This is a genomic window from Ligilactobacillus salivarius, assembly GCF_035231985.1.
Classification (GTDB): Bacteria; Bacillota; Bacilli; order Lactobacillales; family Lactobacillaceae; genus Ligilactobacillus; species Ligilactobacillus salivarius.
On record NZ_CP117983.1, the window covers coordinates 1,216,584 to 1,232,035 of the forward strand.

Here is a 15,452-nt window from a genome sequence, read left to right on the forward strand (position 1 = left end):
TACCCTTCTTCCTTAACTAATCTGTGCTTTCAATTCCATTACAGTATCTCTTAATGTTGCAGCTTCTTCAAAATCTAACTTCTTAGCAGCCTCACGCATTTGTTCTTCTAGATTAGAAATCATTTCTAATTGTTCCTTCTTACTCATATCAGCAAAATCTACTGTATCACTAATATTTGTATCTGATTTATTAACTTTTGAACTTATAGAAATAGCTGCTCTAATTGGTTTAATAATTGTTTTAGGAATAATATTATGATCTTTATTATATTGTTCTTGGATACTACGACGTCTCTTAGTTTCCTTGATGGCTGCCTCCATAGAAGGTGTTACATCGTCAGCATACATAATTACATGACCACTTGCATTACGAGCAGCACGTCCAATCGTCTGAATTAAAGAGCGTTCATTTCGTAAAAAGCCTTCTTTATCAGCATCTAAAATTGCTACCAATGAAACTTCAGGTACATCTATTCCTTCTCTCAAAAGATTAATACCTACTAAAACATCGAATTTTCCCATTCTTAAGTCTCGAACAATCTCAGTTCTTTCTAATGTTTTTATATCAGAGTGTAAGTATTTAACTTTTATTCCCATTTCTTTGAAATAATCAGTTAAATCTTCAGCCATTTTTTTAGTTAACGTTGTAACAAATACTCTTTCATTAAGTTCAACCCGTTTATTGATTTCTCCAACTAAGTCATCCATTTGTCCCATAATAGGACGAACTTCAATTTCTGGATCCAATAATCCAGTTGGTCGAATAATCTGTTGTACAACATGTGATGTTTTTTCTTGTTCATAAGGCCCTGGTGTCGCTGACATGTAAATTATTTGATTTACATGTTTTTCAAATTCTTCTCTAGTTAATGGACGATTATCTAAAGCACTAGGTAACCTAAATCCATAATCCACCAGCATTTGCTTTCTAGCTCTATCCCCATTATACATACCTCTAACTTGGGGCATCGTTACATGTGATTCATCTACTACAATCAAGAAATCATCTGGAAAGAAATCTAATAAAGTATAAGGTGCTTCTCCTGGCTTTCTACCATCCATATGTCTTGAATAATTTTCAATTCCGGAACAATATCCCATTTCCTTTAGCATTTCAATATCATATGTGGTTCTTTGCTGTAATCGCTGAGCTTCTAAAAGTTTTCCTTCACTTTTTAATTCAGCCGTTCTTTCTTCTAATTCTTGTTGAATTCCCTCAATCGCTGTTCCTAATCTTTCTTCATTTGTCATAAAGTGAGTAGCAGGGAAAATAGCGATGTGTTCTCTATCAGCGATAGTTTCTCCAGTCAATGGGTCAATTTCTCTAATTCTATCAATTTCATCGCCAAAAAATTCTACTCGTAATGCTGACTCATCTCTTGAAGCTGGAAAGATTTCAACAACATCTCCACGAACTCTGAAACGTCCACGTTGAAAGTCGATGTCATTTCGTTCAAATTGAATATCAATTAAATCATTTAATAATTTATTACGCTCAATTTCTTGTCCAACTCTTAATGAAATTGTGTGTTCTCTATATTCATGGGGATCACCTAACCCAAAGATTGATGAAACAGAAGCCACAACAATTACATCATTTCTTTCTAATAATGAACTTGTAGCAGAATGACGAAGTTTATCTATTTCATCATTAATACTTGAATCTTTTTCAATATAAGTATCGCTAGAAGGAACATAAGCTTCTGGTTGATAATAGTCATAATAACTAACAAAATATTCCACTGCATTATTAGGAAAGAATTCTTTAAATTCCCCATATAATTGTCCTGCCAACGTCTTATTATGTGCTAAAACTAAAGTTGGTTTATTAACATTCTTTATTACATTAGAAATTGTAAAAGTTTTACCAGTACCTGTCGCTCCCATTAAAATTTGAGCTTTTTCACCTTTTTTAATTCCTTCTGTTAATTCTTGTATTGCTTCCGGCTGGTCTCCAGTTGGGCTATACTTAGAAACTAATTCAAAATTTCTATCTGCTTGACGCTCAATCACATCGAACCCTCCCAATCATAAAAATTGCATATATATTGTACCACACCGAACAAGAATTCTACTACTACTTAGTTTAGAATTAATAAAAACGTCTTACTACTAATTTTTATCAGTAATAAGACGTTTCTCTAAACTAATTTCTATTTATTATTCATTTACAAAATTATTAATTTCTTCTTCAAAGACTGCACGTTTCTTTGTTACTGCTTCTAAGGTATCGCCTAAAGTACCAATGTAGAATTTGATCTTTGGTTCTGTACCAGAAGGACGAATAGCAATCCATGTACCGTCTTCCAATAAGAATTTCAATACATTAGACTTAGGTAGAGTCATTGCTTCGACTTTTCCGTCAGCATAACTCTTTTCAGATTTATCAAAATCTTCCATTGCAACAACTTTATAATCACCAAATTGTTTTGGTGCTTCAGCTCTAAATTTAGCCATTAAGTCTTTAATCTTATTAGCACCTTCAACCCCATCAAAAGTTAATGATGTTGTCTTTTCAACAAAGTAACCATGCTTTTCAAATAATTCTTGAAGACCATCGTATAGATTCTTACCTTGTTTCTTATAGAAAGCAGCCACTTCTGCTAACATTACAAGTGATTGTACAGCATCTTTATCACGAACAAATGGACGAACCAAGTATCCATAACTCTCTTCAAATCCAAACATAAATGTATGTTCATTCGTATCTTCAAAATGCTTAATTTGTTCAGCAATAAATTTGAATCCAGTTAAAACATTGATCATGTCTACGTTAAAACTTTCAGCAATCTTTGTAGCAAATTCACTTGATACAATTGATTTAACTGCTGCTGCATTAGCTGGTAAAGTACCTGCATTCTTTCTAGCAGTTAAAATGTAGTTTAACATAATTGCTGCAATTTGGTTACCTGTTAATAATTGATATTCACCATCTGGTTGACGCACAGCTGCTCCCAAACGGTCAGCATCAGGGTCAACAGCAACTAATAAATCTGCACCTTCTTCTTTACCTAATTTAATAGCTAAATCAAAGGCTGCTGTATCTTCTGGATTTGGCTTCTTAACTGTTGAGAAATCAGGATCTGGCTTAGCTTGTTCTGGAACCATTGTAAAGTTTTCAAAACCTGCTTGACGCAAAGCCTTTTCACCTAACATAGCTCCTGTACCATGAAGTGGTGTAAAGATAAGTTTCATTGTCTTACCTTCTTCAGCAACTAGTTCTTGGTTAATAGTAACTTGTTTTACTTCATCTAAGTATGCTTTATCAACTTCGTCACCAATTACCTTAAGAACACCATCTTCTATTAGTTCTTCTTGATCTGCAACTTTAATTGCAAATAGATCATCTACTTTACGAATATATTTAGTAATCAAATCTGATTCTTTAGGAGGCATTTGTGCCCCATCTTCACCATAAATCTTATATCCGTTGTATTGCTTTGGATTATGACTTGCAGTAATCATAATCCCTGCATAAGTATGTAAGTGACGTACTGTGAATGATAATTCAGGTGTTGGACGTAAACTTTCAAAAACAAATGTTGGAATACCATGTTGTCCTAATACTCTAGCAGATTCAAAAGCAAAATCTTGTGAATGGTGACGTGAATCGTAACTAATAGCTACACCACGTTTTCTTGTTTCTTCATCAAGAGTTTCCATGAAAAGAGCTAAACCTTCAGTAGCTTGACGAACAGTATAAATGTTCATACGATTAATTCCTGCACCTAAAACCCCACGCATACCAGCTGTACCAAATTCTAATGGTGCATAGAATGCATCTTCAAGTTCATCTTGATTTCCTTCCATACGTACTAAATCTGCACGTAAATCTTCAACTAATTCTTTATTTTCTTTCCAGTCTTGGTAAGTATCTTGCCAACTCATGAAAATCACCCTTCCATTAACATATATCTATATTATACTATAGAATAGCAAATTTTTTTAAACTAATTATTATTCTGTATACCATTTCAACAACGGATCATTATATCTTCTGTAAAAGATTGCTGCGATGGCACTAATAAATAGAATTAAAGATAACCATTGTGATACTCTTAAACTCCCCAACATTAAGCTATCAGTTCTCATTCCTTCAATAAAGAAACGACCAAATGAATACCAAATTATGTAAGACAGAACAACTTCTCCGCTTTTTAATAATTTCTTCTGTCTTCTCAAAATAATTAAAACAACGAATCCACTAATATCCCATAGAGACTCATAAAGAAACGTAGGTTGATAATATGTTCCATCTATATACATCTGGTTAATTATAAACTTAGGTAGATGTAACGATTTTAAAAAACCTAATGTCGTTGCAACACCATGAGCTTCTTGATTCATGAAATTTCCCCAACGTCCTATGCCTTGTGCCAATATAACTGTCGGGGCAATCACATCAAGTAAAGTCCAAGTTGGAATATTGCGACGACGACAAAAGATCAAGATAACTATAACTGCACCTATTAGTGCACCATAAATAGCAATTCCACCGTCCCAAATACGATAAGTCTCACTTAAATGATGAGAATAATATGACCATTCAAAAACTACATAGTAAATTCGGGCACAGATAATTGCTACTGGCAGAGAATACAACAATAAATCATAGATATCATCATCTAAGATATTTTGTTTCCTTCCCTCTAAAACAGATAAATATACTGCCAGAATAACTGCACTAGCAATAATTATTCCATACCATCTAATTTGAAATGGACCTAATTGTAAGGCAACCGGATTAATTACTCCTAAAAAATTCATTAATCTTTACACCTCTAATTTTCTGAATTCTCTTTAATTAAATTGTTAAGATTTCTCTCAAATGCTTTAGTTGCATCATATCCCATTGTTTTTGCACGGAAATTCATCGCTGCGGCTTCAATAATAATAGCTAAATTTCGTCCAATTTTTACTGGAATAGTAATTTTAGGAACTGATACATCAAAAATTTGTTGACTTTGTTCTCCTGAACCTAAACGATCAAATTGTTTATCTTTACTCCAATTTTCAAGATGAACAATCAATGATATATCTGTGTCTTGTCTAACAGCACCAGCACCGAATAAATTCATGACATCAATGATTCCAATTCCTCTAATTTCTAATAAATGACGCAAAATTTGTGGTGCTTCACCAACAACAGTTTGTTCGTCTTGTTGCCACACTTCGACTCTATCATCAGCTATTAAACGGTGCCCACGTTTTATTAATTCAAGTGCAGTTTCTGATTTACCTACACCTGAATCTCCAGTAATTAGGACACCTAAGCCATAGATATCTACTAGTACTCCATGCATTGCTCTTCGCTCAGCTAACTTTCCTTCAAGATAATCCGTCATTTTTGATGATAATCTTGTTGTTGGTAAGCTAGATAATAAAATCGGAATATTATTGGCTTTCGCTGATTTTTCTAGTTCTGCTGGTACCTTTAGATCCCTAGCAATTACTAAACAAGGTGTCTTTGGAGCACATAATTTTTCCGCAACATCCTGCAAATCTTTTTTAGTCAATTGATGAGCGTATGAGACTTCTGTCATTCCAAATAACTGGATACGTTCTTCTGGATAATATTCAAAATATCCTGTAAGTTCTAAACCAGGACGATAGATATCACTTGTAGTAATCTGCTTTTCTTCTAAATATTCTTCTCCAGAATAAACGGTTAAGTTAATAGCTTCTACCAAGTTAGCTACTGAAACACTATTCATTATCTTCCCTCCATTCAGAAGTAAATAACTTCTATCTATATTCTATCATTTTTATAAACCGGTTTCACTACTTTATCTATTCATAAAATAATTTGTCACAATTAAGTTTACAATACTCATGATAATCGCAACAATTAGTGCTGAACCAAAACTTGTAAAATAAAATGCACCTTTCATTACAACTGAGGTCAATTCTAGTAATAAAGCATTGATTACAAAATAAAATAGCCCCATTGTCCACAAAGTTATCGGTAAAGATAAAATTATTAAAAATGGTTTTACAAACGTATTTAACAATCCTAAAACAAAAGCAGCCATGAATGCTACCCAAACATTGGCCACATGTAGCCCTGAGCTATATAAACCAGCAATCGCTATAAAAAATATGCCATTTATCAAAACTCTCTTCCAAAAACCTAAATACATTGTTTAATCCTTTCTATCATCTTTGATGTCCTTTTCAGTAACATTTGTTAATGTTTTTCTACCTTTTTCTTCTTTAACATCATCTGTTTTCTCAAAATATGAGAATGGATCAAAAGTTGAGTCAAGATCATCTCTATTAACTTTTTTTACTGGAATTGCTAACATCATAATAATATAAATTCCGGGTACGACCATAGACAGTGGTCTAAAAATACTAGTAATAATCGTCAAAGCTACAAAAGTTATTCTGACATACTTAGCATCTATTCCTAAATATTCACCAATACCACCACAAACTCCACCAACTATACGATTTCTATTTGATCTGTATAATTTTTTCATATATTGCTATCCCTACCTTGCCTTAAATCTCGGTAAAATCACATAAAATGTTGTTCCCTTATTAATTTGACTTTTAACTTTTATCCTTCCAGATAAAGCATCAACTGATTCCTTTACAACAGCTAAACCTAATCCTGTTCCACCAACTGTTTTACTATGTGATTTATCTACACGATAAAATCTCTCAAAGATCCTTTCTTTATCTTCATCCGATATACCAATACCTGTATCACTGATAACAAAGACCCACTCATTTTTTTTATCATTTTGGACCTTAATTTTTATTTCCCCATTTTCTAAATTATATCGAATTGCATTTTGAATTAAATTAGTGATAATATGCTTTAATTTCAATTTATCACAATATAAACTTAATTCTTCATCTATTTCTATCCTAATATTCAATCTTTTTTTCTCAATTTCATGACTAAATAATTGTAATGTATCTTTAACCAACTTAAAGATATTCACCAACTCAATATTCAAACTTCCATGCTCGTTTAATCTAGAAATAGTTATCATATCATCAACTAAGTTCGAGAGTTTGGTACTTTCATCATGAATAATTTCAATAAATTGTTTACTAACTTCTTTATCATCTAGAGCACCATCTAATAGTGTCTCACTAAATCCTGTTATTGCAGTAATAGGCGTTTTTATTTCATGACTAAGATTTCCCACAAAATCTAATTGCTTTTTTTCCATTTCTTTTTGAGCTGTTAAATCTCGTAACATTAGCATTATTAAGTAGCGCTTAGAATCTATTGGAATATAAATAGCACTTGTCTCAACAATTTTTTGAACTGTATCAATTTTTAATACAATCTGCTTTTTCTTATCTTCCTTGGTTAACTTAACTTGCTCAATTAATTTTCTCACATCAAGATTGTAAATATAATTTTGATAATCTTGATTTTTCCATTCATTGTCAAAATCAAAAAAATCTTTTCCTAATTCATTAGACATTGTTAATCTATCTTTATAATCAATAACTAATATCCCAATATCGATATATTCTAATAAACTCAAATATTCTCTTTTTCTTTTATCATATTTTTTAGAAAGCTTATTTTGTTTATCTTGAACATAACCTATAGATTGAGATAACTCATAATAAGGATTCTTCTTATCTATCACATTATCAGTTAATTTGATATCTTCTATAATTTTCTTATTTAATCTCTCTATCTCTTTTCTTTGTTTTCTACTATTCCACAAATCAATTCCTGTATCTAATACTACAAGTACTACAACAGCAATTATAATTTGTATCCACGATTCTCTTTCCAAAAACTCTGATAGAACCGATTTTTTAAAATCAACCATTATCAATACTGCACCTAGCATTGATATTAGAACTAAAACAATATTTAATAAAACAAGTCTAATTTTACTCATTATTCGTCCTCAAAGCGATAGCCGAAGCCTCTAACGGTTTTTAAAAAAATAGGTTTCTTAGGATTCTTCTCTATTTTTTCCCGTAAATGACTGACATGCATATCTACCATTCTTGTTTGACCGATATAGTCAAATCCCCAAACATTGTTCAACAATTCTTCGCGTCCTAAAACCCTACCTTTTTTTCTTAAAAAATATACAAGCAATTCGAATTCTTTAGGCGTTAACTTAATTAAATTATTATTTTTATCTCTCAATTCATAACTATCAAGATTTACCATATAGTCTCCAAAGTAATACTTATTTTTGGAATCCTTCTCTGAATTATCAGAATAATGTTCCACTCTTCTTTTGACTGCTTTTAACCTAGCAACAATTTCACGTGGTGAAAAGGGTTTAGTCAAATAGTCATCAGCACCTAATTCCAGTCCAATGATCTTATCATACTCATCATCCTTAGCAGTAAGAATAAGAATATATGTTGTTATCTTTTCTTGTCTTATTCTCTTAGTAACTTCAATTCCATCAATTCCTGGCAACATTAGATCTAAGATTATAAAGTCGTATTTGCCAGTTAATCCTTCATCTAATGCATCATTTCCATTATTAACGGTTTTAACTTCATAGCCTGCCTTTTCTAAATTATATTTCAACAATGTTGTTATTGCTTGTTCATCATCTACAACCAATACTTTTGCCATATTTTCACCTTCTAACTAGTGGAATAAAATTAAGCCGATTTCATGAGGAGAATCCATGAAAATGGCACTTTCCGCAATTCGTAAATCTCCCTCATAAGTTCTCACTTTAACATGGCAATATGCAGAGTTTAGTTGTAATGCTTGATAAAATTCTTCCTCAGAATTTACTACTCTATTATTGCATGTCAAAATAACATCTCCCGGCTGCAACTTCATTTTTGCTGCAGGTGTCTCTGGCTGAACTGAAATGATTCTAATACCTTCATCTGTTTCCACATACCAAGAATTGGCATCTTTCTCTTTCTTTCTAAGTTTAATTTCAAAAAATATCGATACTACTGTCAAAATTATCAAACTGATCAAAAATAGTTTTGACATAAATTTAGTTAATACTATTAAAACAAAAGTTAAACCTAAAAGTAATTCAATATTCTTTAATTTATCTTGTATTACTCGTTCCTTAGCTCTTTTTATGACTTTAACGCTAGTACTTATAAAAATTGGAAATAGAATTAACGAAAATTTTTGATTACCAATATTAAAAACTGGCCAAAAATTCAAAGTGCTAGAGAGAGTACCACTAGGGATTAATGCCAACAGTGGAAACACAACCGTTTCTCTTCCTAAATATGTAGCAATGTTTCTACCACGTTTTCCACTTTTTATCCTTGGACTTAATGGATGCTTCTTCATATTTCTCGTTAGATAATAATCGGCTAATATTGAAATAAATATTAACAATAACCAACTAGGCCCTGATATTTCTGGAAATACATCTCCAAAAAATGTAATGAATCTTGGGACAACTAACTCTAATATACCTGCTGCAGTCATAACCAATAACATGCTTGTTGTTGAAAATCCGTTTATTAAAAACGCCAGTACTACTAAAATTTGATATATGTATACACTATTTGTAGGCAAGGTTAGTCCTAATATCATGGAAATTAAACTTCCTATCACAAAAAATAACAGACCATATTTTATGAAATTTCGCCCCTCATAAAAATCCTTATTTATCGCAACTCTAAATTGTTTTCTTTCTTTATTAATTCTCTGATTATAACTAATAATTACGTACAATATTCCTAACCATAAAACAGGTGTCAATAAGTAACTACCTATAAGTTTTAAAATTAACAAGTTAACGTCCCTCCTCAAAACATAGTTTAATTTAAGTATATCAAATTTTGTAATTCATTGACAAAAATATCACATAATAAAAAAGCACCTATAATCAGTCATTACTAATTACTGATTTATTGGTGCTTCAACCCTCTATAGTTTTATTATATAACAATTATTGTGGATTAGCTTGTTGCAGCTTCCATTGTAAATAAGCATTAATAAATGGATCTAAATCTCCATCCATGACTGCTTGAATATTTCCAGTTTCATAATCAGTGCGATGATCTTTGACCATTGAGTATGGATGAAAGACATATGATCTAATCTGGGAACCCCAACCAATATCTAATTGTTCCCCTTGAATAGCAGCACGTTGCTTTTCTTTTTCTTCCATCTCCAATTGATATAACTTAGCACGTAACATATTTTCTGCAGTTGCTCTATTTTGAAATTGAGAACGTTGTGCCTGACTTGAAACAACTATTCCCGTTGGTATATGAATAAGTCTAACAGCTGAAGAAGTTTTATTAATATGCTGTCCACCTGCTCCACTAGCACGAAAGACTTCCATTTTTATATCTTCAGGTCTTAACTCAACTTCAACAGAATCATCAAGTTCTGGCATAACATTAACAGATGCAAATGAGGTATGACGTCTTCCGGCAGAATCAAATGGTGAAATACGTACTAGTCTATGAACTCCTCGTTCGCTTCGTAGATAACCATAAGCATTTTTTCCTTCTATCATAAGCGTTACACTTTTTATGCCGGCATCATCGCCTGGTTGATAATCTACAGTTTCAACTTTAAAATCGTGTTGACTAGCCCAGCGTGTATACATTCTTAGTAACATTGATCCCCAATCTTGAGATTCTGTACCACCTGCTCCAGGATGAATTTCTAAAATAGCATTATTCTTATCATACTTTTCACTTAACAACATATTTAATTGATATGATTGTAACAATTTTTCAGCATGTTGATAATTTTCTTCTAAATCTGCTTGTAATTCCTCATCATCTGGAATTTCTTGTAATAACTCTAACGATACTCCTAAATCTGAAATAGATTCCGCTAGTTCATGAAATGTCTCAAATTTTGCCTTTAAATCATTATTTTCAGCAATAACCTCTTGTGCTTTTTCTTGATCGTCCCAAAATCCTGGCTCTGCCATCCTTGCTTCATTTTCTGCAATCTTTTCTTCTAAAGCATCTAAGTCAAAGAGACCTCCTAAATTCACTAACTTTATTACTCATTTCAGCAATATTTTTCTTATATTCACTTAATTCTAAGTTCAAAATCATCGCTCCTATCAATAATTTAGTCTGTATACTATAAAGGCTAGAAAGAAGAACTTCTTTCCAGTCTTTACTGTTTATTATCGCTTTATGTCTTGTCTAATTTCAGCTTTCAAGAACAAACGAGTAACATCATATTCGATTGCACCTACCATTTGTTCAAACATTCTGAAACCATCTTGTTGATACTCTACCAATGGATTTAATTGTCCATATCCACGCAAACCAATAGATTGTCTTAATTGATCCATTTCATCAATATGATCTGTCCACAATGAGTCAACAACTCTTAGAATTACAACTTTTTCAAATTCTAACATTTGGCTTTCATCATACAATTGCTTTTCTTTTTCAGCATAGATATCTTCTGCACGTTTCATTAAATAGTCAACAATTTCATCCGGTGTTTTATTCACCAAATCACCTAAACTAATAGTATCTTCATTAACCATTGCAGAAACAGCAAAATCTAAAATACCTTGCAAATTCCATTCACTCTTATCACCTTGAGTATGCATCAAAACTGTATGCTTTACAGTTCTTTCAATCATAGGCATAATTATTGGTTTCAAACTCTTTTCTTCCATGATTACTTGTTGTCTTTGAGCATAAATAACTTCACGTTGAGCTCTCATAACATCATCATATTGAAGAACTTGCTTACGAGTATCATAGTTATTGCCTTCAACACGTTTTTGTGCTGATTCTACTTGACGACTTATCATCTTGGATTGAATAACTGCATCGTCATCACTAACTTTCATTCTTTCCAAGAAGTTCTTAATGCGTTCCGATCCAAAACGCAACATTAAATCGTCTTCTAATGATAGATAGAACTGAGTAACACCCGGATCTCCTTGACGACCTGAACGTCCACGTAACTGATTATCAATTCTTCGTGATTCATGACGTTCAGTACCGATAACAGCTAATCCACCTAATTCACGAACACCAGGTCCAAGTTTGATATCAGTACCACGACCAGCCATGTTAGTAGCAATTGTTACCGCACCACGTTGACCAGCATTCATTACAATTTCAGCTTCACGAGCATGATTTTTAGCATTTAAAACAGAATGTGGTATGCCTTCATCGTCTAACATCTTAGACAATAATTCAGAAGTTTCAACTGCAACTGTACCTACTAAAACAGGTTGTCCTTTTTCATGACGTGCTTTTACATCTCTTACTACTGCATTAAATTTACTCTTTAGTGTAGGATATAACAAATCAGGCTTGTCTACACGAGCAATTGGTTTGTTTGTAGGAATAGATACAACTTCCATATTATAAATTTCACGGAATTCTTCACGTTCTGTCTTAGCTGTACCTGTCATTCCAGAAAGTTTATTATACATTCTGAAGAAGTTCTGATAAGTAATATTAGCCATTGTCTTTGTTTCTTCTTCAATTTCAACATGTTCTTTTGCTTCAATAGCTTGGTGTAATCCGTCAGAATAACGACGTCCATCCATAATACGTCCAGTAAATTGATCAACAATTAGAACTTCACCATCACGTACAACGTAATCTTTATCTCTTAACATGATGTAATTAGCACGTAGAGCATTATCCAAATGATGGTTTAGTGCCATATTATCTGGGTCATATAAGTTCTTTAATCCAAAATATTTTTCACCTTTACGGATACCATCTTCTGTCAATGAAACTGTCTTTGATTCCAAATCAATCTTGAAATCTTCATCTTCTGTCAAAGTCTTAGCAAAACGATCAGTTCTAGTATAAAGAGTTGTCGTTCCCGTTGCTTGACCAGAAATAATCAATGGTGTTCTAGCTTCATCAATTAAAATAGAGTCAACTTCGTCTACGATAACAAAATTCAATGGACGTTGAACCATATCTTCCTTGTAAACAACCATGTTATCACGCAAATAATCAAAACCAAGTTCACTATTAGTTGAATAAGTAATATCACAATTATAAGCATTACGCTTTTCTTCTGGTGATTTATCAGCTAAGTTCAACCCAACAGTTAACCCTAACCATGTGTATAACTCTCCCATTTCTGTGGCATCACGTTCAGATAAATATTCGTTAACAGTAACAACGTGAACACCTTTACCAGAAATAGCATTCAAATATACTGGCATTGTAGCAGTCAAAGTTTTACCTTCACCTGTTTTCATTTCTGCAATATTACCTTCGTGCAAAACGATACCACCAATTATTTGAACATGGTATGGATACAAGCCTAGTACCCTTTTTGCACCTTCTCGGCAGACAGCAAAAGCTTCAGGTAATAAATCATCTAAGCTTTCTCCATCTTGATATCTTTTTTTAAATTCTTCTGTTTTTGCTTTTAATTCATCATCTGATAAAGTACCGAATTCATCAGCATATGATTCTACCTTATCAGCAATTTTTCCTAGGCGTTTAAGTTCTCGTTTATCACTTTCCACCCAACGTTTAAGAAGATTTGCCATATGTCAATTCCTTCCAATCCTCAATAAAATTAAACTATTTCCAAATTTGTAAACTAACTTTAATTTTACCATTAATCACTTTGAAATTAAATAATCACACTTAATAAATTCCTTAATTTCAAATTACTTATTTAATCGTAAAAAATGTTGTCTTCCCATTCCTATCATAATTAACCCAATTGTGGCAGTAAATGCTGCTACTAATAATAAACACAATAAAGTCGTATTCCAATTATTAAAAGTATCTTTAAGAATTCCAAAAATAACCGGGCCAGAACTTGCCAGTAAGTAACCTATAGATTGGACAAAACCACTAACTTGCCCAACTTCTTCCTTACTACTTGAAAAAACAGTAATTAGATATAAAGATAATGCAAAACTTGTTCCTGTTGTTATTCCATTTATTAAACAAGCTAGCAATAACAACCATAAATTATCTTTGACAACAATTAGCATTCCCACACCTAAAATATATCCCACTAATAATAATAGCATTGTCAATCGTGCACTCTTTAATCTACTTGCTAATTTAGGAACTACATATGAAAATGGGAATCCTATCATTTGAAATGCTGCAAACATCCATCCCGCTGTTACAGGAGAGATTCCATGATTTACTAAAACACTTGGTAACCATGCTACCAACGTGTAAAAAACTAAGGACTGCAATCCCATAAAAATTGCTAACAACCAGATAGCATGCCTTTGCCATACCTTTTCTTTTTCAAGAATTTCTACTTTATTATCTAATTCAATTTCTTTTTTAGGTAACAAAATTGCTCCAACTCCAGCAATTAATGCAGGCAATGAAAATACTTGAATTGCATTTTCCCAACCTACTAGATTTGACAGTGGAACTATCACACCTCCTGCTAAAGCAGAAATTAAATTGCTAGTAGCTATATATAATCCATTTAAAAATGCTGATTTTTCTTCAGCATAATCTACAACCAAAGCCGGTAAAGTTACATTTAAAATAGTTATTGCTACACCTACAAATAATGTACCTACAAAAATCAAACTTTCGGTATATATTCTGAAAAAATTGGCTAGCATTAACAAAAATAAACCAATTATTATTGTTCTTCTAGTTCCAATTTTTTTAATTAACAAAGAAATTAATATCGATATAAAACCAAAACATAATAATGGTATCGTAGTAAGTATCCCTAATTGAACTGTAGATAGCTTGAATGTTTCTCCTATTTTATCTATTAAAGGTGTAAGAATTATAATTGCTAATCTTAAGTTGCATGCAATTAACACTATTTCCCAAGCAAAATTATTTCTTACTTTCGACATTTATATTCATCCTCACAAAATAATTATCGTATCATTAAGAAAAATTATAGCATTGCTCATCAAAATAAAATACCCCATAGACTAATCTATGGAGTATTTAGAGCAATTAATTATTAATTAAGCTTAGTCTTCACTAGCTTCAATTAAACCATAACGGCCATCGCGACGACGATATACAATATTTATACCACCATTTTCTGCATCTTCATAAATGAAGAAGTCATGACCTAACATGTCCATTTGTAATACAGCTTCTTCGCTATCCATTGGTTTCAAAGATAGACGCTTAGTACGAACGATTTCAAACTTCTTATCTTCTACTTCTTCTTTTTCATCTGCAACAGGTGCAAATTCAAAATTCTTAAAGCCTTTTTCACGAGACTTACGATTTACTTTAGTCTTGTATTTTCTAATTTGGCGTTCAAGTTTATCTGTAACAAGATCAATACTTGCATACATATCAGGTGAGGTTTCTTCTGCTCTCAAAACAAGATATGGCAATGGAATTGTTACTTCTACCTTTGCAGTCTTGTCTGAGTACACCTTTAAGTTTACGTGAGCCGTTGAATCAGCAGTATTATCAAAGAACTTCTCTAATTTTGCTAATCTCTTTTCAACGTATTCACGGATTGCTCCTGTAACTTCAATATTTTCACCACGAACATTGATTTTTAACATGGTAAACCTCTCCTTTCACAA

13 protein-coding genes are annotated in these 15,452 nt (G+C 32.3%); all 13 read right to left on the reverse strand.

Features of this window, described 5'->3' with window-relative positions; genetic code table 11:
• Window positions 1–12: 12 nt before the first annotated feature.
• The 13 genes from uvrB to hpf all read right to left on the reverse strand — a co-directional run bounded on the left by uvrB (window position 13) and on the right by hpf (window position 15,431).
• On the reverse strand, window positions 13–2,013 hold the full coding sequence (gene uvrB, locus PTA89_RS06025) for an excinuclease ABC subunit UvrB (protein WP_049165113.1): 2,001 nt from the start codon (window positions 2,011–2,013) through the stop codon (window positions 13–15).
• Between the two features lie 147 nt (window positions 2,014–2,160).
• Window positions 2,161–3,888 (reverse strand): phospho-sugar mutase, encoded by a 1,728-nt coding sequence (locus PTA89_RS06030; RefSeq protein ID WP_201897571.1) that lies wholly within the window; start codon window positions 3,886–3,888, stop codon window positions 2,161–2,163.
• A gap of 69 nt (window positions 3,889–3,957) precedes the next feature.
• Window positions 3,958–4,767, reverse strand: a complete 810-nt coding sequence (gene lgt, locus PTA89_RS06035) for a prolipoprotein diacylglyceryl transferase (protein WP_003700630.1) — start codon at window positions 4,765–4,767, stop codon at window positions 3,958–3,960.
• Window positions 4,768–4,781: 14 nt separating this feature from the next.
• Window positions 4,782–5,717 carry an HPr(Ser) kinase/phosphatase gene (gene hprK, locus PTA89_RS06040; RefSeq protein WP_034990390.1) on the reverse strand — a complete coding sequence of 312 codons (936 nt, stop codon included), beginning with the start codon at window positions 5,715–5,717 and terminating at the stop codon, window positions 4,782–4,784.
• 69 nt (window positions 5,718–5,786) lie between these two features.
• Window positions 5,787–6,140, reverse strand: a complete 354-nt coding sequence (locus PTA89_RS06045) for a phage holin family protein (RefSeq protein WP_003700632.1) — start codon at window positions 6,138–6,140, stop codon at window positions 5,787–5,789.
• A 3-nt stretch (window positions 6,141–6,143) separates the two neighbouring features.
• Window positions 6,144–6,482, reverse strand: a complete 339-nt coding sequence (locus tag PTA89_RS06050) for a PspC domain-containing protein (protein WP_201897570.1) — start codon at window positions 6,480–6,482, stop codon at window positions 6,144–6,146.
• Window positions 6,483–6,494: 12 nt separating this feature from the next.
• Window positions 6,495–7,880 (reverse strand): sensor histidine kinase, encoded by a 1,386-nt coding sequence (locus PTA89_RS06055; protein WP_004564348.1) that lies wholly within the window; start codon window positions 7,878–7,880, stop codon window positions 6,495–6,497.
• A complete protein-coding gene (locus PTA89_RS06060) occupies window positions 7,880–8,581 on the reverse strand; it encodes a response regulator transcription factor (RefSeq protein WP_081534827.1) in 702 nt (233 codons plus the stop codon). The genes PTA89_RS06055 and PTA89_RS06060 overlap by 1 nt, the downstream gene beginning before the upstream one ends.
• Window positions 8,582–8,596: 15 nt before the next feature.
• Window positions 8,597–9,724 (reverse strand): PDZ domain-containing protein, encoded by a 1,128-nt coding sequence (locus PTA89_RS06065; RefSeq protein ID WP_324177065.1) that lies wholly within the window; start codon window positions 9,722–9,724, stop codon window positions 8,597–8,599.
• Window positions 9,725–9,881: 157 nt separating this feature from the next.
• A protein-coding gene (gene prfB / locus PTA89_RS06070) for a peptide chain release factor 2 (protein WP_099450942.1) occupies window positions 9,882–11,013 on the reverse strand; the annotation gives its coding sequence in 2 pieces (ribosomal slippage) (window positions 9,882–10,928 and window positions 10,930–11,013; 1,131 coding nt in all).
• 74 nt (window positions 11,014–11,087) lie between these two features.
• Window positions 11,088–13,451: a preprotein translocase subunit SecA gene (gene secA, locus PTA89_RS06075; RefSeq protein WP_201897569.1), complete on the reverse strand. Its 2,364-nt coding sequence runs from the start codon at window positions 13,449–13,451 to the stop codon at window positions 11,088–11,090.
• Window positions 13,452–13,574: 123 nt separating this feature from the next.
• The gene (locus PTA89_RS06080) at window positions 13,575–14,753 is read right to left on the reverse strand and encodes a CynX/NimT family MFS transporter (RefSeq protein ID WP_081540894.1); all 1,179 of its coding nucleotides are present in this window, start codon (window positions 14,751–14,753) and stop codon (window positions 13,575–13,577) included.
• A 123-nt stretch (window positions 14,754–14,876) separates the two neighbouring features.
• A complete protein-coding gene (hpf, locus tag PTA89_RS06085) occupies window positions 14,877–15,431 on the reverse strand; it encodes a ribosome hibernation-promoting factor, HPF/YfiA family (protein ID WP_003700641.1) in 555 nt (184 codons plus the stop codon).
• Window positions 15,432–15,452: the final 21 nt, after the last annotated feature.